Origin of the sequence: Hornefia porci, assembly GCF_001940235.1 — a bacterium.
GTDB classification, from domain to species: domain Bacteria; phylum Bacillota; class Clostridia; order Peptostreptococcales; family Anaerovoracaceae; genus Aminicella; species Aminicella porci.
The window spans coordinates 1974142-1996018 of sequence record NZ_MJIE01000001.1; the positions used below are offsets into that span (position 1 = coordinate 1974142).

Below are 21877 nucleotides of genomic sequence, written 5' to 3' on the forward strand. Positions count from 1 at the left end.
TAGGAAAAGGAGTTCGTATGAGCGTGTATACGACGTGAACGCCCTGTAGAGGACTGCATGCGGGAAGGCTGTCGTTGCTGGAACTGGGAGGGACGGCTAGCGCTTTTATGCCTACTCTTCCAACGAGAACGGCACGTGGGATATGCCCGCCATGAACCATACAGTAGGATACAACCAACAAACGTACCATCTCCTTTTATCTCTTCGTTGACAAGGTGGAGTGACCATGGAAAACATCAACACCAGCTTCTCTATCGCAGACTACTTCGGCAACGGTGGATTCTCCATCAGCGGCTATGACGTTGGTGAGATAAACCACCGGATAGAGGCGGATTTAGAACGTCATGTCGAGGAGTATCGCGCGAAGTGCCCTGAGCCGGAACTTGATAATTTTGATGTTTATGATGATGCTGAGTGGCGATACGAACAGGCACATGAGTCTTGGGTAAGGGATTGCACTTGGGACCTTGAGAACTTCTTTGACGACAATTGGACGAGTGGCCTCTGCTGGGCGGACATGATTGAGGAACACTTCTATCCCGCTGGGTTTCTTGCCGAGGCGCTCTCCCTCCCCGAGGAAGAGGTCGCGGATGCCATCAGGGGATACGAGCTGCTCGCCGAGGACCTCGATGCCATCGTGAACTCTATCGAGAACGTCACGGACGAGCCGACCATCCGGGACGTCAAGGAAGCGGTATATGTCAACAACAGCGGGAAGCACGATATAGGAGAAGCCTCTCTTGCTACCGAAGCTCGTGCCGCGCGTGAGGCAGCTACCGCTCTTGATAGTCCTTCTTCGACTGACCATTCAGAGCAGCTACGAGGATAGAACCTTAGGGCCGGAGGTCTTTTAGCCCCGGCCCTTTTTTCTAGGATAGGAGGGGAGACGAAGGATGAAAATCGAGGTGCTTTACAAGTCCCATCGCTATGAGGAGTTTGACCCCTCCGTGCAGACCTGTGCGGAGCCGTACCGTGCGAACGGCGTCAACGTGCTCACGGATTGGAACCTCTATCTCGGTGCGCTGGAAGAGGAGGGCGTCGTGCTCGCGCAGCACTGGTACGAGGTCGGGGGAAAAGCCGCCCGGACCGTTCTGGATGGGGTCAGCGTTCCGGCTGCGGCCCGCAAGGTCGGCTGCGCCCTCCTACTGGTGGGACCGGACGAGCTGGATAATGTGGTCTGGTTGAAGAAGGACGGCGAGAAGCTTCTGTGGCGCGAGGGGGAAGACCTCATCAACGGGGAGCGCTTCTTCGCCATGGAACAGCTCTGCTACTCGGACGCTACCACGCAGTCCGTGAACCGCAGGGCAATAGCCGTCTTTGACTACCTGCAAAAGGCCCACCCGGACATGCAGGAGGACGAGATTGCCCGGCTCATGGGCTACACCCTCCCCGCCATCGAGCGCATCCGCTCCGCCGAACTCGCGCAGGATGACGGCTTTGAGGAGGAGGGGGAGGAGTCGGGGCAGTCCGAGGGGTATGATTTTTCCTAGCAGTACAGGAGAAGGAGGGAAGCCATGGCAGAGGTTCGCGTCCCCAAGATGACGCCCGCCATCAAGGCCGGATATTTCGTTCTCGGATTCTTTTTGAACCTGATAGGGGTGCTGATAGCCTGCATCGTCAACCGCAGGGCTCTTCCTGCCGTGCGCAGAATCGCCCTGCGCTACACGTTCTACGGCATCGCAGGTTTCTGCGCCGTCTATTTCGTCTTCGTGGCGGCCATGAAGGTGGCCTGCCTGTTTTGAGTGCTCCATGAGAACCCATTGAAGCCGGGAATCCCTTCCGGGCGGCTGAGAGCCGTTCTGCGGGCCGTTCCGTCTCCTGATGGGTTCTGGCACGCACGCACTGTTTCTGGCCCCGCAGAACGGCTTCTGTGGGGCCGTTTTTTAACGGGCCTTCAATGAAACAGGGGAAAGGATTGTTATGAGGAAGTCAGAAAGACCGTCGCCAGTGGATATCGTCAACAGCCGCAGGGAGGAAGTGGTCCGCAAAATCCTCCGGGACATGGAGGAGAACGGCCTTCAATGGGCCGCGCCCTATCTTCCAACCCTTAGCCCACGGAACCCGGTTTCGGGCACTGTCTATCGCGGCTGCAACCGGCTCCATCTCGCCTACGTGGGTTACATGCGCGGCATCGAGGACAACCGGTGGTGCACGTTCAAACAGATTCGCGACAAAGGGTGGCATCTGAAAGGAGGTTCCAAGGCCGCGATTATCGAAAAGTGGAAGGACCTTCCCCTGACCGGGAAGAACGAGGACACGGGGGAAGATGAGGTTGTCGGCCATTACCTCCGCATGGTCGGCTACTGGAACGTGTTCAACGCCGGAGATATCGAGGGCATTCCCCCGGCAACGGAGGGACCGCAGCACCAGTCGGACTATACGGCGGAGATTGCGGAGAACCTGATTCGCTCCTCCCGTTGCCCGGTCAGTGAGTCCAGCCTGTATACCGGCATGGCCGCGTACTCCCCGGGAAGGGATTGCATCTTGATTGCGCCGCGAGACACCTTCCGGTCTGACGAGTCCTTCACGCGGACCCTCCTCCATGAGATGACCCATTCCACCGGGCACCCCTCGGCTCTGAACCGGGAGTGCTCTGTCCGGTTCGGAAGCCCGGAGTACGCGGAGGAAGAGCTAGTCGCAGAACTCGGAAGCCTGTTCCTATCTTCGGACCTTGGCATCCAGAATGCAGAGATGGAGGGAGACTTCTACCGGAACCACGTTTCCTACCTGCAATCATGGATGAAGGCGCTGAAGAACGACCCCGCCTACCTGTTCAAGGCGGCAGGAAAGGCCGACAAGGCGGACACCTACATCTACAACCGGTATGAGGACCATCTGGAAAAGGACCGGGACTGCCCCGCTCCCGAGAGGGAGGACCCGGAAATCTCCCTTAAAGCGGAATCGGCTGCCATGCTCGAAGTGTGCCGGAGCTTTTCAAAGGATGGCGGAAGAGAGAGGGAAGAAGCACGATAAAAGAAAGCGTGGAGGAATCCCGCCAAATGTAGTATAATAGAAAAACAGTTAGATAGATTGATAGTAAGAAAGGAGTAAAGCGATGGCTACAGTGCAGACATCTCCTTGGCACTTCATAATCGAGTTCGACGAGAGAAAGGCCGCCGCCCACGGGACCACAGCGGACGAGCTTTACGACCGCGTGGGGGCCTTCGTGGAGCCTTATGGCAACGTCCGCGTGGCACGAGGCACGTGGCAGGCGCGCGACGCGCGTTCCAGTTTCCGTGCGCAGTGCCCCGCCGTCTGCGACCTCTCCAAGCAGCGCTGGGTCATGCAGAACGTCAGGAGCTGGATGACCTTCGAGGGGGACGAACAGGGAGAAGATTATCTCGCCGTCATCAGAAGGGTCCGTCCGCGCTTGCTGTGCGCCGAGTAAGGCCGCTGTATGGAACGCGACAGGAAAGAGTTCCACTTCGACCTTGATGTGGAGCTGCTGAAGCAGCATTACCCTTCCTCCGACAACGCGCAATCCGCTTATAAGAGGGCGTGGTCGGATATTAAGGGGTTTATGGAATTGCATGGGTTCACCCATTCGCAGTATTCCGGCTATGAGTCCGAGGGTCCCATGTCATACATAGAAGCTTATGTCGTAATAGACGAGCTGCATGAAGTGTTTCCATGGTTCGCCGAGTGTGCGCAGGCGGCCACGCTGACGGAGATAGGCGAGCGGCATGACGTGCTCGAATACCTCCATCGGAAGGAACCGGAGAACCCGAGGGACCCACAGGAAGAGCGGGGCATCTCTCTTTCAGGAGAGGTGTCGGGAGCGCGGGCCGCATCAGACGCGCTGGAAGAGCGCCGGGGGCAGGGACCGGACCTGCGTCAACCAAACGAGCGATAGAGGAACAGCAGAGGGCCAGTCCGAATGGGCTGGCCCTTTTCCTGCTATGCGATAAGCTGCCAGATGGCATGTCCCAGAAGGAAGAGCACGAGTATCAGGACTATCCACTTCCCGTAGTAGAACAGCCTGTCCGGCAGGGTTATCATCCCGAGACGCTCGATGCGCCGGTGGGATTCCAGAACCAGAGTGTCGATGTATTTCTTATTGCGTTCGGTCACCTCACCGATGCTCTTGACGGTCAGCTCCTCGGCATCCTTCTGCACCTTGCTGACGCCGCTCAATGCGGCGAGTTGGGCGGCGGGGGTGCTGTCTGCTGCGTCGTTCCGAATGCGCTGCACCTCATCCAGCACGTCCCTCATCTGGCTGAGCATCTGCCGCATCTGCTCGGCGGTCTGTTCGTTCTTTTTCGCCTGCCTGTCGATGGACTCCTGCACCTTCAGGAGTGCCCCAACGATATCGGATTCCATCAGTTCCTCCTGGGCGGCGTCCTCGCCGCTCCCGCCATTCGTGGAGCTTTCCTGATACAGCTCGTCCGCTGCTTCGCTGCTCTGCATAGCCATTTCTGTCCTCCTTAATTGATTGCTTTGTTCTGTCCGCTGTCCTCAGCGGCTAGTACGCGCATTTCCGACAGAAGCTTTTCCGGTGAAACGCCCAGCGCGTCCGAAAGAGAGAAGAACGTTCCCAGATTCGGTAGCCGTCGGAAATCTTCACAATTCCGCATCGCGGCATAGAATCCGGAAGAACTCAGGCCGCTCGCGGCTATGATGCTGGTGATGGGCATTTCCCTCTTGCGGGCGATTCTGTGCACGGCAGCTGGAAGATATTGCAGCTCCGGGTGTGCTTCGTACAGTCGTTGCATTTGTATCTTGTGGTATCTCTGCACCATGCAGCTCCTTATCCTCGCTCGTCGTTTCTTTGCCCGGCTTCACGGGCGGCGCTTCCGCGCTGCCTTCCCGTCCCCGCCTGTCCTGTACCACCATGGGAGCGCTCGGTATGCGCCTTCCGTACTGGGGTATCGGATGCCATTTCTGCCCGCAGCTCGTCTGCCCCTCGCCAGTAGGCAAGCAGGTCCCTTCGGACCTCGCTGTTGTTTTCTATGCCCTCTGGTGGTCTCTTGAGCCTTAGCTTCGGGATTTCCTCCAAGGGCCGACCCTTCATGGCGTGGACTTCCTTGCGGTACTCCTGATATGCCTGCCGTATCTCGCCGAGATATTGCTTCGTGAGGTTCTGGACGCGCGCCTGCGCTTCCTGCTTCTGGCGTGCCATCTCCGTCACACTGGCTCCCCTACCGCGTATATCCTTAGCGAGATTGCTGCGGAAGGCAGCCTGTAGGCCCCTCTCGTCAAGGAGGGCATCGAGCTTTCTCACCGAGAAGGAGTAGCGGGCATTGTCCCGGTCGGTTGCGTACAGCCTTCCGTTTCGGAACTGCGTATCGACGCCCCATGATTCCAGCTGCTCCCGGTACTCGTAGATGCTTTCCGCTTTCGTCGCGGCGAGACGGCAGAGTTCGCGCAGGTTCGTCTTGTAGGAGGAATCGCCGCGTGCGGCGATAGCCCGTTCAATTTTGGACGGCTGCTTTGCGTGGACCGTTGAGTTCGATGTGCCCCTTTCCACCTGCCTGAGATTCCACGCATCGTCCATCGCCCGAATCCGTTTCGCCCGCTCCCTCTTAGCGTCCGCACCTCGACCCTCGTTCAGGCGGTTTCCGGTTGACAGGTCGCTGCGGTTGATGACCATATGGACGGCGTAGCGGTGCGTCCCGTCTGCCTTACAGAACTCGTTGTGCAGGGCCATGACCACCTGCTGGTGTGGATAGTAGGTGGCGATATAATTCTTTGCGTAGCGCATGCAGTCTTCGGGGCGGAGAGAGCCGCCGTTGATGTCGCACTCGTCGGGATTGAAGCCGAGTATCTGATGATAGAGAATCGTGTTCTTTGTCATCTTTCCATCCCGGTCTTTCCTTGATGCCTTGTCGTGGCCGAAGCCCTCTCGGGTCTTGGCCATGAACCACGCCCAGCGCTTCAGGTCCGGACAGAGTTCCATGTTCTGGCTGTCGCGCAGAAGAACCTTCTTGTCGTTGTTGATGTAATTACGCAGGTTCTTCTGATGGCGGCTGCTGGAAACGCTGGTCTGTTTGATGATGGTCAACGGCAACCTCCTTTCCGCAAGAACGGTTTCCGATTATTGGAAATCCTTCTCCTCTGGAATTCCGCCGTCCTCGATTCGAATAAATACGTTGCCCTTCTCCGCTTCCCGCTGCAAGGCAGAGAGCGAATCCTCGACAGCAAGAAGCAGGGCGCATTCCCGGTCCAATACCTGTTTTGCGCGTCCGGCATCGAAGACCTTTACTCCATAGGTGTTGAGAAATTTCATAAACTGATTCAGGTTGACGCCCTGCTTTGTCAGCTCAAAAACTGCGTTTTTGAGCGGGGTAGTGTCGATGATATTTATCGTTCCGTCCTGCGAATGGATGAGGGATTGTCGGACGTAATCGGAAACCGTCATACCGGATTTCTGTGCTTTCCGCAAGAGCAGTTTCTTCTCGTGTTTGGATAGGCGAAGCTCAATCCGTTCTTCCTTTCTGTTCATGCGGCACTTCCCTTTCTCTAAAAATACCGTGACGGAAACGGCGCCGCCGCCGTTTATTAGATGCACGAATCCGGAGGGGCAGAATGCCGACTACGGAATTTTCCGCCACGGAAAATCGGCGGTTTCTTTTCACTCACGGACGGCTCCTAAAGCCCTCCGTGAGCAAGATGGAAGGGAAGGACAAAACTCCACTTTAGTGGAGTTTGTACGTACACTTCCTACATCTTGCACCTCAGAGAGCAGCGAAGCTGGTGAGCACTGATATTCTATCAGTGCGAGAGCATGAGGGAGGGAGGAAAACGGTGTGCCGCCGCACCGTTTTCCTCCCTCCCTCATGCGGGGTTTCCGGCGCTGCCGGAAACCAGAAAAGGCCGGGCGTATGGTTTGCTCCGGCCTTTTCTCTGTTTTGCTCTCTGCATGGAAAGCCTTTAGTTAAGCTCCTTTTTCAGCAGACGGATGATGAGCTGGGTTGTGCTCTCGCCCGTCTCAAGTCGGTGCAGACTTGCCTTGTGATGGAGGTCGGCTGGGATGCGGATGCTAATTGCTTTTAGCTCTTCATTTCCGCCGGCGCTGCCGCGATTCCCTCGATTCCGGATTTTCTCCTGCTCGCGCTTAGACTTTTCGGCTGATGCCATAAATGCATTACTCATGGTGCTTCTCCGCTTCTGTCGTTACTTTGTCCGCCAGCTCTTCCAGAGCAGGGATGGCATGGCATCGCTTGTTGTAGTCCGCTACGGACTTTCCGGCTGCCGCTGCCCGGGACAGGGCGGCGGCACGTGGAATCTTAGCGAGGACCGGGATGCCTTCTCCTTCCAGATACGCCACCAGCTCTCGGTCAAGGATTCCGAAGGCATAGAAGTTGTTTATCACGACGAAAATGCCCGCCTGTGTCCCGGATTCCCTCGCAAGTTCGTAGGTCCGCGTGGTCGGCTCCATGTCCCGCGTGCTCGGTAGCATCGGAATCAGGATGAGGTCTGCGTCCTGGCACCATTCGCGGATTCCGTCCTTGAGGACTCCGGCGGTATCGACCACTTGGAAGTCGCACTGCTCCGCCAGCTCTGGTTCCGAACACACTTCGTGTACGCTTCCTCCCTGCGGGTCGGTGGACACGAACGCCACGCTCCTGCCCCGGCGCTCAAGCGCAAAGGCAAGCTCGTCGGCGATGGTGGTCTTCCCGACGCCACCCTTCTGGTTCAAAAACAGAATCGTGAACATCTGGTCTGTCCTCTCCGCCCGAAGGCAAAGTCTTGAAATGCTACGCAGCCGAATCCGACCGGGCAGCAGCCTTGCAGAGCGACGCAGCAGAGAGAAGCACGGCGAAGAATCCTGCTGCTGCAATCACAGCCGCGCACGTGCCGCCCAGATAGCCAACGGCAAGTACGATGAATGTGCCTTCTGCCAGAACGGCAGCAACCACACCGGCAAGCGCCGGCCATTCGCTCTTTACCTTGCCTGCGGTGTTTGCCCAACTGTTTTCCATTGCCAGTCCCCTTTGCTGCCAACGGCAGGCTGTTGCTACCAGATTTTCTCCTCGTCGGTGTATGTGTCGGTGATGACCGAACGGGCGCGGTTCGCTGCTTGCGAAAGCTCCTGCTCCTTGCATCGCTTCCAGAACGCAAGGTAGCCGTTCCCGGTGAAGCCGACCATCATTTGGTCCTCAACCATGTCCATCTTGTCCTCCTCAGGCGAGGACTCAAGGTAGCCGTCCATGACGTGCCTGCCGTCGATGCCCGTGGCCTCGCGCGTGTAGATGTAGCGTGCCATTCTTGTCTCCAATCAACCGTTGAACATACTAACATGCTATAAATATAGCAAACTACCTTTCATGTATACTAGAAAAGTAGCAACATCACACTCTCTACACGTTGCGGCGTGCAGGTGGCCTCGGATTACCTTTGCCCTATCGGCTTGCCTGTGTGATGCACGACCTCGGCACCCCCGCCGCCCAGGACGGCTATCGGGGGTATCCATTTCACTATCAGTCTGTCTCCATATCGGCCGTCAGTTCGCCCCTTGCGCGGGCCGACCCAGAAGTGCTGCCAGTGGGCGCGACGCACGTGCGGCGAGACGTTTCCTCCTCTTTCCGGCCCGGATGCGTACGCCATCCTTGCGGTGCCGAGAGCACGCCCCACCCTTGCGCCTACGGCACGTACGGTCTCGGGGTTGGTACGCCTGCCGGTCCTCTGTCCGCGCTTCCCGGTTGGCGGCTGGTAGACCACCTCCACGTCGGCCTCGACAGAACAGACGTAGAGCAGCAGCGACAGGACGTTAGAGAAGAGTCCGGCCATCCGCTGTTTATGCGCTTCTAGCTCAGCGGCGCTGGTGGTCGGCACTTCGGCGTACCATACGTTGACCGTCTCGTCTGCGCGCATGGCCCCCGCGAGGTCACCCATGGTGCCGGATAGCGGCACGACGAGACGTGCCCTGCCATATGAGTTGCGGTGGAGCATCACAACTGTGAGCACATCGGAGACTGTCCCGCCATCTGCTGCGTGGTCGAGCCACGCGAGGAAGCCATCGTACTCATCCATCCTGCACCGCACGTATTGGATGGAGTAGGGGAGGCCTGAGACCGCCTCGGATGGTACGTTTCCTAGACCGGTCCTTATGACAGCGTCCGCGAGGTCAGAGTCGAAGTCGTACACCTGTGGGCTGGAGGCCCAGCGGGCGTTCATCGCGACGTCCTGTGGGGACACCGCCGCCCAATCCCCGTAGTACATCTCTGCACTGCTGATGCCCTTCTTGGCGGCCTCTCCCGCGCACGCCATCACGACGGCGCCAACTGCCGGGCTGTCGCTGTACGCCGCCGGCGGGACGTTGCCCCACCCGGCAAGTGGCCAGCGGTCACGTAGTGCCGACGTGACCACTGACGCGCGAGAGAGCGGCACCCTCCGGCTCATGACAGCGTCCCGGTATGCTCACAGTAATGCTGCGATTCCGACTCTGCGGCCTCCTCGTCGGTCATGGGGCGAGAGAAGTTATCCGCGCGCGCCTCATCCACGCCGTAGAACTCAGTGATGTTCGCATATTTGCCCGTGTGGTGCCATGACGTACAGCAGAAGCAGCACGCAAACATGTCGGGTTTTTTGAGCTTTGCGACCTCCGGAAGCATCACACGGTCGGCTTCCTTGCACCATTTTTCAAGGGTTGCGAGCATTGCGGCCTTAGTCCACCTGCTCTTCGGTTTTTCGCCACTCTCGTATGCTTCGACCGCTCTTACACTCATAGAGCTTCCGACGTAGCCGGACTGTCCATAGGTAACCTTGCCCATTGCGTTCTCCAATCGCTGCTTGCTTACATCCATGCTATAAATATAGCAAACTACCATTCTTGCAAAATAGAAAGGCAGTAACATCCACACCCTCTTCACTTTCAAGTGCCGGAGTTGTGCAGGTAAAAAGGGCTGTATCTGTCCAGACAGCCCTTCCTGCTCCCTATTTTCTGCTGACCGTATTACTGTGGCTGGGACCTTTACAATCCGAGAGCCAGTCATCATAAGTGTACCGGGCACTGTGGAGCAGCACGTTTCCGACCACCTTTGTGCTCCTGCCGTATCCAGTCAGCGTCTTCCTGCGCAGTTCGACTCCAAAACCGGTGTCAGTCATCGTGTCCCGGATTTCCCCTCGACGCATGTTTCCTTCCCTCAAAAAGCGGTTTTTGAGCGTTGCAGCTCTTTCCGTGAACTCAATGAGGGCGTCAACTTGCCTGCCATGCGTGGTGCCACTGCCTTCACCGTGAAACTTCCATGCATGACCGTCGCCGATGGAAACAGGCAGGAGGATGCCGACCTCGACCGTATAGATGACGCATGAACTGCCCATAGCCCCTCCGTTCTCGTTGCGGTATCTTGCTATCATTCTATCAAACCAGCAAACTTGTAATCTATACTATTTTGCCTTTCATGCGTCCTCCACACCGGTTTGGCATGCCCTCCGCTTGAAGCAGTTTTCAATGCTTTCGATGGCCGCAGAGTTCCAAACAAAACTCGCAGGCCGTCGGAAGGGTTGGAAACTGCGGTCGGCAATGGCAAAATAGCAGGTGGCCCCGGATGAGAGAAAGGACTTTTATGGCCACAATTTCTGACTACGACGAGAAGATAGAAAAGAAAAAGGATGAAATCGTCCGGCTCGAAGCCCGCAGGAAAGCCCTTCTCCGAAAGGAGCGGGAACGGGAGAGAAAGTGGAAGACGGCCTTCCAGAACACCATCGGGGAAATTGTGGTGCAGGCGGTCGGCTGCGGATGGCAAGAGCTTGACCTAGAGCTGTTTCAGGCTTGGCTAGAGGAAGCCATCGACGGAAGCCAGCCGCCGGTGGTCCTTTCGGGGTCCGCGCCAGAGGATGCGAAGAAGCGTTGCGATGCCTTCCGCAGAAAGCCGCCCGCCAGAAGGAGGACGGACATGGAAGACGGAGCATCGAACCCGCAATAGGTTTTGGATGTGAAAAACAGGCGCAAATTGAAAAGGCCAGCCGGGAAGGCTGGCCTTTTCTTGTCTGCCCCAGAACACATGGTTCCAAGCAGAAAGGACGGTGCCTACTATAGCGCAGCGGCGTCACAGACGCAAATTTTCGTCCTGTCTGGCATGGGAGAGCCTTTTGACGTGTCATTTATGGGCGGTGAAGGAACTGTGAACCGGAAACCGTGCCCGGTTCTCATGTAGAAAAATAGTATAGTAGCAACATAGAAAAGTAGCATCCAAGCACGATAGAATGCCCCATATCAAGCAGAAAGGACAAATGAGATGGAAGGCATGAAATGGATAAAGCTGTCAACGAACATTTTCGATGATGAGAAGATTCTGCTCATCGAGAACCTTCCTGAGCACGATGCGATTCTCGTCATCTGGTTCAAGCTGCTCTGCCTTGCCGGCAAGCACTGCACTGATGGCATCTTCCTCATGAACGACCGGATTCCCTATACGGACGAGATGCTGGCTGCGATATTCCGCCGCCCTTTGAACACCATCCGCCTTGCCCTCGCCACCTTTGAGCAGTACGGCATGATTGAGATTGTCAACGACACCATCACGATGCCGAACTGGGAGAAACATCAGAACATCGAAGCGATGAGCCGGAAGAAGGCCATCGACCGAGAGCGGCAGCGCCGCTTCCGCGACAAGCAGCGCGAGCAGCTTATGGGCGGCGAGCTGATGATTGGGCAGGGGCTTCCCCGAAATGATGATGGCGAGCTGTTCCTTGGGGAGACCCAACCGAACCCGGCGGGTTGTGAAGAAACGATGAAGGCAAGGTATGAAGAAATAGTGGAGACACGTGCAGCAAATTGTGAAGGAACGATGGAGACGGGAAGCGTTTCCCCAGCTCAGAGGGGTGTCACGCGTGACATACGCGTTAGTCACGCTCCCGTCACGCACCCAGATGTAGATGGAGATGGAGAAGAAGAACATCTATCTGCATCTACAGCTGGAAGGACGGCTCCAACCATCGAGGAAGTTGAGAACTACTTCCGCTCTCACGGACTTTCCGTGGATGCCCGGCGGTTCTTTGAAATCAACGAAAGGCGCGGCTGGGTCACAAAGACGGGCAAGCCGGTAGATGACTGGAAAAAGCTGGCAGAGACTTGGAACCTGCACGAAAAGCCGGCGCGGGCATCCCTGCCATCCGGCGGCAGCGCTTCTGCTGCACGCGTTCCGACACCCGAGGAGGTTATGCGCAGGTACGGGTGCAGCCGGGAGAAGGCATTGCAGATGCTCGAAGAGGACCTTTATTGAAAGAACCCGGAAGGAGCCAGTCAGAGCGTTTCTGATGCCTTGTTTCACTCCTGTATGAGGGAAAACCCATGGCGGGGTCGATTGGCCCCGCAGAATGGCTCTGAGCGCTTTGCCGGAAGAGCCGGACGGCGCGGCAGAAAGGACAGAGAATATGGGAAATGAGAAGGAAGGACCGGCTGCCGATGCAGTTGGCAGGGCGAATTTTCGGAACGAGGACGGCATTCTCATCTGCGGGGTCTGCGGGAAGCCGAAGGAGATGCGCCTTCCTCCGATTTTCGATGAAAAGGAAGGCCACATCGTCCATGTTCCCTGCGACTGCGAGAAAAGGCGGGAGAAGGAACGGGAGGAAAAGGAGCGGAGGAAGGCACTCGCCGAGAAAGCAGAGCGGCTTCGCCGCGAATGCTTCCCGAACAGCGGGTTCTATAAGGCCTGCACCTTCCAGAAGGATGATGGGCGCAACCCGTTCCAGTCCTCTGCCTGCCAGAGGTACGCTGCGACGTTCGACAGGCAGGACCCGAACGGACTTCTACTCTGGGGTGACGTAGGCACGGGCAAATCGTTTATGTCCTCCTGCATCGCAAACGCCGTCATCGACCTTGGATTCAGCGCGGTGCAGACGGATATCGGCTACATCGTGTCCACCATGGAGTCCTCTTTCGAGGACCGGCGGAGAAATCTTGACCGGATTCTGAGCACAGACCTGCTGCTCATTGAAGACCTCGGCACACAGCGCTGCACGGAATACATGATGGAGCACGTGTTCACGGTTGTCGATGGACGCTATAAGAACGGCAAGCCAATGATGATAACCACGAACTTTACGCTGAATCGAATCTCCCATGCGAAGAGCGAAGACCCTTGGTGCCGCATCTTCGACCGAATCTTGGAGCGGTGTTTCCCCATCGAGTTCAAAGGAACAAACCGCCGTCGTGAGAACGGGCTGGAAATGCGGAAGACGATGAGGAAGAAGCTGGGCATCGAGTAGCACCGGAAAAGCCTTACGCCTGTCACTCACAACCGCATCATCCATCTTGATATTGAGCGTCCCTGTGGAACCTCCGCCGGGGCGCTTTTATTTTCAGACACCTTGGCAAAAACGCTCCTTGATTCCGTGAATTAAGTGAAGAAAGGAGGGACCCAATGATATCTGACAACGAGAAAAAGGCAGTCGTGCAGATGTTCTGCGCCTTCTGCAAGAAGACCCTGATTAACGCGCGAACGGACCTGATGCGTGAGATGGCGAAGAATCAGAGGAGAGAGAAGCTGTTTTCCGAGATGAGCGAAGCGGAGCTGAACCGTCTCCGCGTTCCGGACGAACAGGCATTTCCGGCGGCGGAGGTCGTGTTTGAGGTACGCGGGCTTCCCATTGGCGTGGTGGACGAAGAACTTGCGGACGCGCTGGCCGTGTTGCCGGACGATGACCGGGCTATCGTGCTTCTCTTCTATTTCGCGGGATGGACGGACAAGCGCATTGCGTCTTTACTGGGCCGTCCGCGTTCCACCGTCCAGTATCGGAGGTTCAAGTCGCTCCGGCAGCTGCGTGTGCTGTTGGAGGGAAAGGAGGTTGGCGATGGCGATGCTGACATATGAAACAGTGGTTGCGGCAACGGAGGGTTGTCTGTTGGAGACGACGGAGGTGCTGGATTTCTTTAACGGGTTTATCGACCGGCTCTGCACCCAGCCCTTTGTGGACGCCTGTGGGCATGTGGAGCGCGGGGTTGACATGTACATGAAGTCCTACCTTCAGGGAAAGCTGCTCCGCGCGATACTCCACTTCAAGGTGTAAGGCAGGAGGGGAGCGATGAAGCCAGAGGTGCCGATTTGGGAAAAGTCAAACCTGACATTGGAGGAAGCCGCCGCGTACTCTGGTATCGGGACCGGGAAGCTGCGGCAAATCACGGATGACGAGAACTGCAAGTTTGTGCTCTGGAATGGCAGCAAGCGCCTGATAAAGCGCCGCCTGCTCGACGAGTACCTTGCGAAGAGCTATTCCATTTGACCATGCCTTCAGAATAATTTCAGAAAGCTGGACGCAGAGGCACGTACTTGGTAAAATAAAGGCAGGTACGTGCTTCTGTCTTGTGGAAAGGAGACCACAAGATGGAAAGACGGAAAGATAACAAGCACAGAGTTTTGAAGGAGGGAGAATACCAGAGGAAGAACCAGACCTACGAGTACCGCTGGAAGGACGGGACCGGCGCAAGCCATTCCGTTTACGCTAAGTCATTGGACGAGCTTCGCGAGAAGGAAAACGCGGTTCGGAAGGACTCGCTTGACCACATCCGGGCGGATGCGAAAAACCTGACGATAAATGACCTGTTCGGCATGTGGAAGAAGCTGAAACGGGGGCTGAAAGATAATACGTTCTGCAATTACTGCTACATGTACACCGAGTTTGTTTCGACGGGGTTCGGCGAGCGCAGGATTCAGGACCTGAAACGGTCGGATGTGCGGAACTTCTATAACAGCCTTTCCGACAATCGGGGACTCAAGTCGGCAACCATCGACAACGTTCATACGGTCCTCCATCAGGTGTTGCAGGTGGGCGTTGAGGACGATTACCTCCGCTATAACCCGTCAGACAATGCCCTCCGGGAGTTGAAGAAGGCACATGCCGGCGATGGCTTGAAGCGAAGAGCCTTAACGCAGGAGCAGCAGGAGCTTCTGGAATGGTTTCTGAAAAAACCGGGACCGATGCATCACTGGTACCCGATTGTAGAAGGCATGCTTTGGACGGGCATGAGGGTCGGCGAGATTACTGGCCTGCGATGGGAAGACGTTGACTTCGAGAAGAACGAAATCTCGGTCAACCACACCCTTGTTTACTATGCGCATCGGACCGAAAACATCGTCTGCACCTTTGCCATCAACACGCCGAAGACTAAGGCAGGGGAAAGAATCATTCCGATGGTCCCAAGGGTGCGGGAAGCTTTCCTAGAAGAGAAGCAGTTGCAGAAGGAGTTTGGGATAACCTGCAAGTCTGTCATTGACGGCTATACCGACTTCGTTTTTCTGAACCGCTTCGGCGAGGTGCATCACCAAGGCACAGTTAACAAAGCCCTCCGCAGGATTATCCGCGATTGCAACTTCGAGGTGCTGGATAATGCGGCTAATAACGCCGACCCGGTTCTGCTGCCACATTTCAGCTGCCACTACCTGCGTCATACGTTCGCAACAAGAATGGTGGAGCAGGGAGTTAACGTGAAGGTCATGCAGGACGTTCTGGGGCACGCTGACGCGCAAACGACGATGAACATTTACGCGGATGTAACAAAGGACTTGCGGGACCGTGAATTGCAGAATTTCTCCGATTCATTTGGTAAAAAGTGACGCTTACCAACGAATTACCAACGATTTACCAAAAGTTATGGAGAGATACGAACACGTGTGGATTTTGTCCCCGGTGAGAGACCTCTGGACAGGCAGTGACGGAGGGCTATGAAGGGTTACGAAGTTCAGGGGCACGTCTCCCGACGATGAAACCGGAGGGTCTGAAGCCGGTGCGAGAGAAAGAGGAAATCGATTTCTCAAAGGTCCGGGTGGAGCCTTTGTTCGAGGATATGGTGGACTTCGACACCTTCAGCAAGTCTGATTTCCGGGCGGTGAAAATAAAAGAATGCTTTGCTGTTCCCAAAAGCAATAAGCTTCTGCAGTTTACTCTGAATGACGGAAGCGGCAAGGACAGGACGATTCTGAGCGGGATTCATCCGTGGTATGAACCGGAAGAGCTGGTGGGCAAAACTGCGCTGGCCATCACCAACCTGCCGCCGCGGAAAATGATGGGAGTGGAATCCTGCGGAATGCTTTGTTCCATGATCTGCGACTACGAGGGCGAAGAACATCTGGATTTCATCCTGCTGGACGATCATATTCCTGCAGGCGCGAAGCTGTACTAGCAAGAGCAAGGAGCGCACGCGACGCAGCGATTGCGTCCGGCAGAAAAGCGCAAACGGGTTTGCGCCTGCCGGAGACAGCAAAGGCATGCGCAGGAGGCGTCCCAACCACAGGAAGGAAAAAAGGGAGGGCTCCGGAGTCGCGAAGCTGTACTAGCAAGAGCAAGGAGCGTATGCGACGCAGCGAATGGGCAGTTCCATCGAGGAACTGCCCATTATGTTTGCCCAGCATGGGCGTTCTCTAACGGGTGAAAGCATCAGGGAACAGCTGCGGACAAGGAAATATAAACCACAGCCGGTCAGACGGGTGGAGATACCGAAGCCGGATGGCGGTGTCAGGAACCTTGGAGCACCAACGGTAGTTGACCGCTTTGTACAACAGGCGGTAGCACAGATGCTCACTCCGATATTTGAGGAGCAGTTCCACGACCACAGCTACGGTTTCAGACCAAACCGGTGTGCATAACAGGCAGTTCTGAAGGCATTGGAGATGATGAATGACGGACACAGTTGGATCGTGGACATCGACCTTGCGAAGTTCTTTGACTCATTTGCCAAAGGGTACAAAGCCAGACCACACACCAAAGCGGTGGCAAAGTTCAAGGCACAGATGAAGAAACTGACATGCAGGAGCTGGGGAGTAAGCAATGCCTATAAAGTACAGAAGCTTAACCAACTAATCCGAGGATGGATTAACTATTTCAAAATCGGGAGCATTACGAATTTTCTTATCCTATACTTTAGTTGGCGTTCTTTCGGGCATGCATTACAACAAGAATGTGCAGTAGATATATATGTTAACGATGCATAATAATTACTTGCCCATTAACTCTCCCTTTGGTAAGATAAAGGAAAGTTAATGGGCAAGTTAAAAGTAAGATGCTCTTTTCAAATCAGGAGGAAATGATGGCAATTCCGATCAATATAGAAGAGCTGCTTCGTCAGCAGGTGATAGAAAGTGCACGTATAGAATACAAGGCAGATTGGAATCCAGAACCGGTTTTGCATTCTATTACTGCCTTTGCCAATGATTTTGACAACCTCGGCGGTGGATATATCGTCATAGGCGTTGAAGAACAGAATGGATACCCGAGATTCCCGGTAAAAGGCCTGGATAAAAATATATTAGATGCTATTCAGAAAGACCTTCTCAATAAGTGTAACTTTATAGAACCACGATATATACCGGTCATAGAGCCTGCGCAGATCGACGGGCGAGATATTTTTGTTTTATGGATTCCTGGAGGAGGTGACAGGCCTTATAAATGTCCGGTCAAAATATATACGGAGAAAGGCGCAAAAAAGAGCGAAAAGGCATATTATATTCGAAAAGGCTCCAATACCATCCGTGCAAATACATTGGAAGAACGAGAATTGACCGGTCTGGCAAGAAACATTCCATTTGACGATAGGATAAACCCACATGCGCAAATCGCAGATATGCGCTCCAGTCTGCTTTCAGAGTATCTTCATGCAGTTGACAGCGAATTGTACGAAGGTTCGCTTTCCCGCACGGTTGAAGATGTGGCAAGGGATATGAGACTGATTGGAGGCCCTCCGGAAGCAAGAAAGCCGATCAATGTAGGGTTGATGTTTTTCAATGAGAGACCGGATAATTTCTTCCCATATAGCCGGATCGAGGTAGTGGATAAGCCAGATCCGACTGGAATCGGGATGAGGGAGCGAATTTTTACCGGACCACTTGATCGACAGCTACGGGATGCGTTGTCGTATATCAAAAACTATGTCATAGCGGAATACGTCACGAAGGTTCCAGATCAGGCCGAGGCGATCCGTGTGTACAACTGGCCATATAGGGCTGTTGAGGAGGCACTCAGTAATGCCGTTTACCATCGCTCCTATCAGATCCATGAGCCAATTACCGTAACAGTTACCCCTGAGCGAATGGAGATTCTGAGTCTGCCAGGGCCTGACCGTTCCATCACGGATAGTGATTTGGAAAAGAGAGTTTTGGTTTCAAGCCGATACCGGAACAGACGTATCGGAGATTTTCTCAAAGAATTGAAAATGGTTGAGGGAAGGAATACTGGGATTCCATTGATCGTGAATGAGATGAAAAACAATGGTTCTGCTTTGCCGGTTTTCAAAACAGATGAGGACAGAAGTTATTTCAGAGTGATCCTCCCTGTTCATCCGGTATTTCTTGAGAAAAACAAAGATGATGCGAAAAAGCTGAAAGTAGGGAAACGCTCCAGACGCAGGAACAGAGAAGAACTGAAGAAGCTGGTTCTGAAAGCGTTAAAACGAAAGGGTAACCTTTCGATGAATGAGTTGGCTACGGAGCTGGGGTATAAGAGCTTGAACGATACCCTTCGGGCTGTTGTGAAAGAGATGATAGAAGTCGGAGAAGTTACATATCTTTATCCGGACAAACCAAATAGCAGGAATCAGAAGATATGTTTAATGAAATGATATGATATCACTATAAATCAGTGGAATAGGGGACAAGGAGATTGATCACATGGACAGTATTGCGTATTGCAAAGGAAAAGAGAAAATAGAGATTACTGCTGAAGCTCTCGGGTTTTCTGATGAAACGCTTGAAAACCTTGCGGCATGCTACCGAATGTTCTCCGCTTCTGCGATTTCCGCCCGGATGCTTTTCTTAATAGGTGAAACTGCCGGCCGCCGGTATGACTGTACATTCCGATGGCCGGCAAAGAGCGATTGAAAAAGGATCGGAGCAGATAATCTCTTTATCAATACTGCGCAAATACTGCATCCATATCGATCTGAGCGCTGTTGATATACTTCTGGTTCGTAAACTCACGGATACCTTCCGCTCCCATCTCTCTTCCGAATCCGGAGGTTTTCACGCCGCCGAACGGAATGGCAGGGGAGGCCATGGTCGGCTGGTTGATGGAAACAGCGCCGGATTCCATCGCTGCGGCAACGAGTGCAGCATGTGCCGGATCCTCGCTGTAGACAGAACTGCCTAGTCCGAAATCGGTGCCGTTGGCAAGCGCAATTGCCTCTTCCTCGGTTTTGTAGGAGAAGAGCATCAGAACCGGTCCGAAGATCTCTTCATTGAAAATCGGATTCTCCGGCGTCACACCGGTCAGAATGGTTGGCTGCACGAATGCAGAATCTGCCGGAACCTTCGGGCCCACCTCTTCTGCAACGGCGCCGTTTGCGACAGCCCTGGCGATCTGGCTTCTGACCTTGTCTGCAGCCTTCTTCGAGCAGACCGGAGACAGCGTAGTATCCGGATCCAGCGGATCACCCACTGTCATGGAGTCGATTGCCTGCCGCACGCCTGCCTTGAAGGCGTCAAACATGGATTCATGGATGAACATTCTCTTGTCACCGGCACATACCTGACCGGAGATCGTCATTCGGCCCATGATGGCGCCAGTTACCGCCTTCTGCAGATCTGCATCCGGAAGCACCACCATTGCATCGGATCCGCCCAGCTCCATGACACACTTCTTCAGATTCTTTCCGGATTCGGCAGCAATCTCGCGGCCAACCGGCGTGGAACCGGTCAGTGTAATACCGCAGATCCTTTTGTCCGCAATCAGCGCACTGGACTGGTCATAATCAATGAAGAGGTTCGTGAAGCATCCGTCCGGGAACCCGGCGTCGCGGTAGAGCTTTTCCATCGCCAGCGCGCACTGCGGGCAGTTGCTGGCATGCTTTAATACCACTACATTTCCTGCCATCAGCTGCGCTGCGGAGGGCCTTGTCATCTGGAAGAACGGTACATTCCACGGCTCGATCATGTATATGATGCCGAGCGGCTGATAGATGCCCACGGCGTTTCCTGCCATCTGGTCAGTCGTCTTGACGAAATGAGGCTTCAGGAGCTCTTTTGCGTTGTCTGCATAGTACTCCATGATGTCAGCGCAGAGGTTCATTTCCCAGGCAGAGATGGTGACGAGTTTTCCGGTCTCAATCGTGTTGATGGCAGCAAGTTCATCTCGTCTCTCCCTTGCCAGCTGTGCGGCTTTTTTCATTAATGCCGCCCGTTCCTCGAAGGTGGTTTTGGACCAGCTCTCATAGGCCTCCTGCGCCTTCGCAATTTTTCCCTCGAGTTCCTCGTCGGTAAGATTGCTGAATTCCTTTGTTACTTCTCCTGTGTAAGGGTTTGTTGTTTTGTAGGCCATTGTAATTTCCTCTCTTTCTTTACGTACTTTATCCGGATGTGATTTTTTTTTTGATCTTTAAAAATATCGTACACAATGTCTGTCATCTGATGATCTGCAGCGGCCGGGGTCTGTTCCTTCCCTCGTATCCGGTCTTTGCAGCCGGTACCGGGCCGGTCGCCTTATCAAAAACGGCGGTGTCACCAAGGCCTCCGGTACTTGCAAATCCTGTTGACAGTGATAAGAATACAATAAAAACGGACGAAAATGAACATCATAAGATTCCAGGGAACAAATCATTTTGTGCCATTCGATACTTTACAAAAATCGAATTATCAGAGGTTTGCAGAATTGAGTTTACAACCTGTTTCCGGGCCGCGTTGTTTTTTTACAGGATGAAAAGAACTTGCTCGTTAACTTGCTCATTGATTTAATATGAGACAGTTAACGAGGCAGTTGAGGAGTCCGTCATAGTGGCAGTTGAGAACAAAACCTTTCGGGAGAAACCGTCGTCATAACTGCCGGGTTACTGCGCCGGCGCGATGGAAATTTCGCCGGTGTGGAGTGTTTCAAGTATGCCGGCGCGGGGGCCTTCCAGATATTCGACGACCAGACCGCCGTCTTCATCAATATCCCGGGCAAGTGCGAGTGTGCTCCGGGAGTCGTAATGAGCGTGAACGAGGATCCTTTGTCCCAGGATAAAACAGCGCGCGCGGTATTCCGAAAAAAAGGAACGGGATTCGATGTTCTCCAGGACGTCGGCGGTCTGGTTGATCAGCTCTCCGGCCAGCTCGCCCCGGGAGAAGGCGCCCGGCGTGTCTGAAATGCATCCGGCGATATGGCTGATTTCCGGTGAGAAACTGCCAGGGAAACAGTTTATGCCGGTGCCGATAATCAGCGAATCGATTTCGCCGGTCTCCAGATTCGACTGAGCTTCCGTGAGAATGCCGCAGATTTTCTTTTGTTCCAGGAAAATATCGTTGACCCATTTTATGGAAGGGCTCACGCCGCAGACCCTCTCGATGGCGCGGCATGTGGCGACGGCGCAGGCCATGGTGACGAACAGGGCTTTGTTCAGAGCGAAGGCCGGCTTCAGAGCGATGGTCATGTAGAGACCTGTGCCTCCCGGCGATTCAAAAGACCTCCCCAGCCGGCCGCGGCCGGCTGACTGCTGATTGGCGATTATGGCCGCGGGACGGTGGCTGAGCGGCATGGACCGGGCAATATCGTTGGTGGAGGTAACGACGTCGTGAACCTGAACATCGCAGGGAACCCTCAGCACGGATTCCACATCGCCGGGCGTCAGCGGATCCGCAGCGGCAGTCAGCCGATAGCCGGCGTTGGATCTGCCTTCAATCGGATAGCCCTCCTTTTTCAGCTGTGCGACAGCCTTCCAGACTGAGTTTCTGGACACCCCCAATGTTTCACCGATTTTCTGCCCGGAGAGAAACTCTCCCCGGCTGCTCCTGAGAAGCTTCAGCAGCTCTGTTCGTGTTGTCATGATTTCCTCCTGACGTGTGAGTTCATAGATTGTGAATATTATTTTACACCGATGCTGTCCCTGTTTTCAAGCGGCAACTGCTTTCAAGCGGCAACTGCCCGGCGGCGGTATTGGGCGTTGTGAAGATTCGCTGAACTCACTGCGTTCCCCTTTATTTTCCATTCGTTATATGGTATGATAAATTGATGAACTGTCACCGGAGAACGTGTT

29 protein-coding genes are annotated in these 21877 nt (G+C 54.7%); 16 read left to right on the plus strand and 13 right to left on the minus strand.

Going from position 1 to position 21877, the window contains the following annotated elements; translation table 11 throughout:
• Nucleotides 1-226: 226 nt before the first annotated feature.
• From BHK98_RS09225 to BHK98_RS09250, 6 genes are all read left to right on the plus strand, one after another.
• Nucleotides 227-829 (plus strand): hypothetical protein, encoded by a 603-nt coding sequence (locus tag BHK98_RS09225; RefSeq protein ID WP_075713616.1) that lies wholly within the window; start codon nt 227-229, stop codon nt 827-829.
• Nucleotides 830-893: 64 nt separating this feature from the next.
• Entirely contained in the window at nt 894-1490 is a 597-nt protein-coding gene (locus BHK98_RS09230; protein WP_075713618.1) for a hypothetical protein, read from the plus strand.
• 24 nt (nt 1491-1514) lie between these two features.
• Nucleotides 1515-1742, plus strand: coding sequence for a hypothetical protein (locus tag BHK98_RS09235; protein WP_075713620.1), 228 nt, complete (start codon nt 1515-1517; stop codon nt 1740-1742).
• Between the two features lie 178 nt (nt 1743-1920).
• Entirely contained in the window at nt 1921-2973 is a 1053-nt protein-coding gene (locus BHK98_RS09240) for an ArdC family protein (protein WP_083628213.1), read from the plus strand.
• A gap of 82 nt (nt 2974-3055) precedes the next feature.
• Complete coding sequence (locus BHK98_RS09245; RefSeq protein WP_075713624.1) at nt 3056-3388, plus strand: hypothetical protein; 333 nt, start codon at nt 3056-3058, stop codon at nt 3386-3388.
• A gap of 9 nt (nt 3389-3397) precedes the next feature.
• Nucleotides 3398-3853 carry a hypothetical protein gene (locus tag BHK98_RS09250; protein ID WP_075713626.1) on the plus strand — a complete coding sequence of 152 codons (456 nt, stop codon included), beginning with the start codon at nt 3398-3400 and terminating at the stop codon, nt 3851-3853.
• 44 nt (nt 3854-3897) lie between these two features.
• Here BHK98_RS09250 and BHK98_RS09255 read toward each other — a convergent pair whose 3' ends face one another.
• The 11 genes from BHK98_RS09255 to BHK98_RS09305 all read right to left on the minus strand — a co-directional run bounded on the left by BHK98_RS09255 (nt 3898) and on the right by BHK98_RS09305 (nt 10263).
• Nucleotides 3898-4413 carry a hypothetical protein gene (locus BHK98_RS09255; protein WP_075713628.1) on the minus strand — a complete coding sequence of 172 codons (516 nt, stop codon included), beginning with the start codon at nt 4411-4413 and terminating at the stop codon, nt 3898-3900.
• Nucleotides 4414-4424: 11 nt separating this feature from the next.
• Nucleotides 4425-4712 (minus strand): hypothetical protein, encoded by a 288-nt coding sequence (locus BHK98_RS09260; protein WP_143404572.1) that lies wholly within the window; start codon nt 4710-4712, stop codon nt 4425-4427.
• 35 nt (nt 4713-4747) lie between these two features.
• Nucleotides 4748-6001 (minus strand): relaxase/mobilization nuclease domain-containing protein, encoded by a 1254-nt coding sequence (locus tag BHK98_RS09265; protein ID WP_075713632.1) that lies wholly within the window; start codon nt 5999-6001, stop codon nt 4748-4750.
• Between the two features lie 33 nt (nt 6002-6034).
• Nucleotides 6035-6442: a plasmid mobilization protein gene (locus BHK98_RS09270; RefSeq protein ID WP_075713634.1), complete on the minus strand. Its 408-nt coding sequence runs from the start codon at nt 6440-6442 to the stop codon at nt 6035-6037.
• Nucleotides 6443-6870: 428 nt separating this feature from the next.
• Nucleotides 6871-7092 carry a hypothetical protein gene (locus BHK98_RS09275; protein ID WP_075713636.1) on the minus strand — a complete coding sequence of 74 codons (222 nt, stop codon included), beginning with the start codon at nt 7090-7092 and terminating at the stop codon, nt 6871-6873.
• Nucleotides 7085-7780, minus strand: coding sequence for a ParA family protein (locus BHK98_RS09280; protein WP_143404573.1), 696 nt, complete (start codon nt 7778-7780; stop codon nt 7085-7087). Before BHK98_RS09280 ends, BHK98_RS09275 begins: the two co-directional genes overlap by 8 nt.
• On the minus strand, nt 7698-7922 hold the full coding sequence (locus BHK98_RS13550; RefSeq protein ID WP_075713640.1) for a hypothetical protein: 225 nt from the start codon (nt 7920-7922) through the stop codon (nt 7698-7700). The genes BHK98_RS09280 and BHK98_RS13550 overlap by 83 nt, the downstream gene beginning before the upstream one ends.
• A gap of 35 nt (nt 7923-7957) precedes the next feature.
• The gene (locus BHK98_RS09290; protein ID WP_075713642.1) at nt 7958-8206 is read right to left on the minus strand and encodes a hypothetical protein; all 249 of its coding nucleotides are present in this window, start codon (nt 8204-8206) and stop codon (nt 7958-7960) included.
• Nucleotides 8207-8331: 125 nt separating this feature from the next.
• Nucleotides 8332-9342 (minus strand): AcrVA2 family anti-CRISPR protein, encoded by a 1011-nt coding sequence (locus BHK98_RS09295; RefSeq protein WP_143404574.1) that lies wholly within the window; start codon nt 9340-9342, stop codon nt 8332-8334.
• Nucleotides 9339-9725: a hypothetical protein gene (locus BHK98_RS09300; protein WP_143404575.1), complete on the minus strand. Its 387-nt coding sequence runs from the start codon at nt 9723-9725 to the stop codon at nt 9339-9341. The genes BHK98_RS09295 and BHK98_RS09300 overlap by 4 nt, the downstream gene beginning before the upstream one ends.
• Nucleotides 9726-9876: 151 nt before the next feature.
• The gene (locus BHK98_RS09305) at nt 9877-10263 is read right to left on the minus strand and encodes a hypothetical protein (protein ID WP_075713648.1); all 387 of its coding nucleotides are present in this window, start codon (nt 10261-10263) and stop codon (nt 9877-9879) included.
• 245 nt (nt 10264-10508) lie between these two features.
• Between BHK98_RS09305 and BHK98_RS09310 the strand changes: the two genes are divergently transcribed.
• The 10 genes from BHK98_RS09310 (at nt 10509) to BHK98_RS09360 (ending at nt 18493) form a co-directional block, all read left to right on the plus strand.
• Nucleotides 10509-10868: a hypothetical protein gene (locus BHK98_RS09310; RefSeq protein WP_143404576.1), complete on the plus strand. Its 360-nt coding sequence runs from the start codon at nt 10509-10511 to the stop codon at nt 10866-10868.
• Between the two features lie 321 nt (nt 10869-11189).
• The gene (locus tag BHK98_RS09320) at nt 11190-12167 is read left to right on the plus strand and encodes a phage replisome organizer N-terminal domain-containing protein (protein WP_245796867.1); all 978 of its coding nucleotides are present in this window, start codon (nt 11190-11192) and stop codon (nt 12165-12167) included.
• Nucleotides 12168-12318: 151 nt separating this feature from the next.
• Nucleotides 12319-13152, plus strand: a complete 834-nt coding sequence (locus BHK98_RS09325) for an ATP-binding protein (protein WP_158024487.1) — start codon at nt 12319-12321, stop codon at nt 13150-13152.
• A gap of 155 nt (nt 13153-13307) precedes the next feature.
• Complete coding sequence (locus BHK98_RS09330; RefSeq protein ID WP_075713658.1) at nt 13308-13757, plus strand: RNA polymerase sigma factor; 450 nt, start codon at nt 13308-13310, stop codon at nt 13755-13757.
• Complete coding sequence (locus BHK98_RS13375) at nt 13738-13953, plus strand: helix-turn-helix domain-containing protein (RefSeq protein ID WP_143404577.1); 216 nt, start codon at nt 13738-13740, stop codon at nt 13951-13953. Before BHK98_RS09330 ends, BHK98_RS13375 begins: the two co-directional genes overlap by 20 nt.
• 15 nt (nt 13954-13968) lie before the next feature.
• A complete protein-coding gene (locus BHK98_RS09340; RefSeq protein ID WP_075713662.1) occupies nt 13969-14166 on the plus strand; it encodes an excisionase in 198 nt (65 codons plus the stop codon).
• 101 nt (nt 14167-14267) lie between these two features.
• Nucleotides 14268-15497, plus strand: a complete 1230-nt coding sequence (locus BHK98_RS09345) for a tyrosine-type recombinase/integrase (RefSeq protein ID WP_075713664.1) — start codon at nt 14268-14270, stop codon at nt 15495-15497.
• Nucleotides 15498-15667: 170 nt separating this feature from the next.
• Complete coding sequence (locus tag BHK98_RS09350) at nt 15668-16063, plus strand: methionine--tRNA ligase subunit beta (RefSeq protein ID WP_342718786.1); 396 nt, start codon at nt 15668-15670, stop codon at nt 16061-16063.
• 490 nt (nt 16064-16553) lie between these two features.
• Nucleotides 16554-16871 (plus strand): group II intron maturase-specific domain-containing protein, encoded by a 318-nt coding sequence (locus BHK98_RS14090; RefSeq protein ID WP_465250958.1) that lies wholly within the window; start codon nt 16554-16556, stop codon nt 16869-16871.
• Between the two features lie 95 nt (nt 16872-16966).
• Nucleotides 16967-18493: an RNA-binding domain-containing protein gene (locus BHK98_RS09360; protein WP_075713668.1), complete on the plus strand. Its 1527-nt coding sequence runs from the start codon at nt 16967-16969 to the stop codon at nt 18491-18493.
• A 287-nt stretch (nt 18494-18780) separates the two neighbouring features.
• Here BHK98_RS09360 and BHK98_RS09370 read toward each other — a convergent pair whose 3' ends face one another.
• The gene (locus BHK98_RS09370; RefSeq protein ID WP_075713672.1) at nt 18781-20187 is read right to left on the minus strand and encodes an aldehyde dehydrogenase family protein; all 1407 of its coding nucleotides are present in this window, start codon (nt 20185-20187) and stop codon (nt 18781-18783) included.
• Nucleotides 20188-20692: 505 nt separating this feature from the next.
• Nucleotides 20693-21667: a biotin--[acetyl-CoA-carboxylase] ligase gene (locus BHK98_RS09375; RefSeq protein ID WP_075713674.1), complete on the minus strand. Its 975-nt coding sequence runs from the start codon at nt 21665-21667 to the stop codon at nt 20693-20695.
• Nucleotides 21668-21877 lie beyond the last annotated feature (210 nt).

Coding starts and splice junctions, on each gene's coding strand:
- BHK98_RS09345 (WP_075713664.1), top strand. CDS start 14,268: ATGGAAAGACGGAAAGATAACAAGCACAGAGTTTTGAAGGAGGGAGAA.
- BHK98_RS09375 (WP_075713674.1), bottom strand. CDS start 21,667: ATGACAACACGAACAGAGCTGCTGAAGCTTCTCAGGAGCAGCCGGGGA.
- BHK98_RS09330 (WP_075713658.1), top strand. CDS start 13,308: ATGATATCTGACAACGAGAAAAAGGCAGTCGTGCAGATGTTCTGCGCC.
- BHK98_RS09250 (WP_075713626.1), top strand. CDS start 3,398: ATGGAACGCGACAGGAAAGAGTTCCACTTCGACCTTGATGTGGAGCTG.
- BHK98_RS09255 (WP_075713628.1), bottom strand. CDS start 4,413: ATGGCTATGCAGAGCAGCGAAGCAGCGGACGAGCTGTATCAGGAAAGC.
- BHK98_RS09295 (WP_143404574.1), bottom strand. CDS start 9,342: ATGAGCCGGAGGGTGCCGCTCTCTCGCGCGTCAGTGGTCACGTCGGCA.
- BHK98_RS14090 (WP_465250958.1), top strand. CDS start 16,554: ATGAATGACGGACACAGTTGGATCGTGGACATCGACCTTGCGAAGTTC.
- BHK98_RS09320 (WP_245796867.1), top strand. CDS start 11,190: ATGAAATGGATAAAGCTGTCAACGAACATTTTCGATGATGAGAAGATT.
- BHK98_RS09225 (WP_075713616.1), top strand. CDS start 227: ATGGAAAACATCAACACCAGCTTCTCTATCGCAGACTACTTCGGCAAC.
- BHK98_RS13550 (WP_075713640.1), bottom strand. CDS start 7,922: ATGGAAAACAGTTGGGCAAACACCGCAGGCAAGGTAAAGAGCGAATGG.
- BHK98_RS09290 (WP_075713642.1), bottom strand. CDS start 8,206: ATGGCACGCTACATCTACACGCGCGAGGCCACGGGCATCGACGGCAGG.
- BHK98_RS09340 (WP_075713662.1), top strand. CDS start 13,969: ATGAAGCCAGAGGTGCCGATTTGGGAAAAGTCAAACCTGACATTGGAG.
- BHK98_RS09370 (WP_075713672.1), bottom strand. CDS start 20,187: ATGGCCTACAAAACAACAAACCCTTACACAGGAGAAGTAACAAAGGAA.
- BHK98_RS09360 (WP_075713668.1), top strand. CDS start 16,967: ATGGCAATTCCGATCAATATAGAAGAGCTGCTTCGTCAGCAGGTGATA.
- BHK98_RS09260 (WP_143404572.1), bottom strand. CDS start 4,712: ATGCAACGACTGTACGAAGCACACCCGGAGCTGCAATATCTTCCAGCT.
- BHK98_RS09325 (WP_158024487.1), top strand. CDS start 12,319: ATGGGAAATGAGAAGGAAGGACCGGCTGCCGATGCAGTTGGCAGGGCG.
- BHK98_RS09270 (WP_075713634.1), bottom strand. CDS start 6,442: ATGAACAGAAAGGAAGAACGGATTGAGCTTCGCCTATCCAAACACGAG.
- BHK98_RS13375 (WP_143404577.1), top strand. CDS start 13,738: ATGGCGATGCTGACATATGAAACAGTGGTTGCGGCAACGGAGGGTTGT.
- BHK98_RS09275 (WP_075713636.1), bottom strand. CDS start 7,092: ATGAGTAATGCATTTATGGCATCAGCCGAAAAGTCTAAGCGCGAGCAG.
- BHK98_RS09235 (WP_075713620.1), top strand. CDS start 1,515: ATGGCAGAGGTTCGCGTCCCCAAGATGACGCCCGCCATCAAGGCCGGA.
- BHK98_RS09230 (WP_075713618.1), top strand. CDS start 894: ATGAAAATCGAGGTGCTTTACAAGTCCCATCGCTATGAGGAGTTTGAC.
- BHK98_RS09245 (WP_075713624.1), top strand. CDS start 3,056: ATGGCTACAGTGCAGACATCTCCTTGGCACTTCATAATCGAGTTCGAC.
- BHK98_RS09240 (WP_083628213.1), top strand. CDS start 1,921: ATGAGGAAGTCAGAAAGACCGTCGCCAGTGGATATCGTCAACAGCCGC.
- BHK98_RS09310 (WP_143404576.1), top strand. CDS start 10,509: ATGGCCACAATTTCTGACTACGACGAGAAGATAGAAAAGAAAAAGGAT.
- BHK98_RS09305 (WP_075713648.1), bottom strand. CDS start 10,263: ATGGGCAGTTCATGCGTCATCTATACGGTCGAGGTCGGCATCCTCCTG.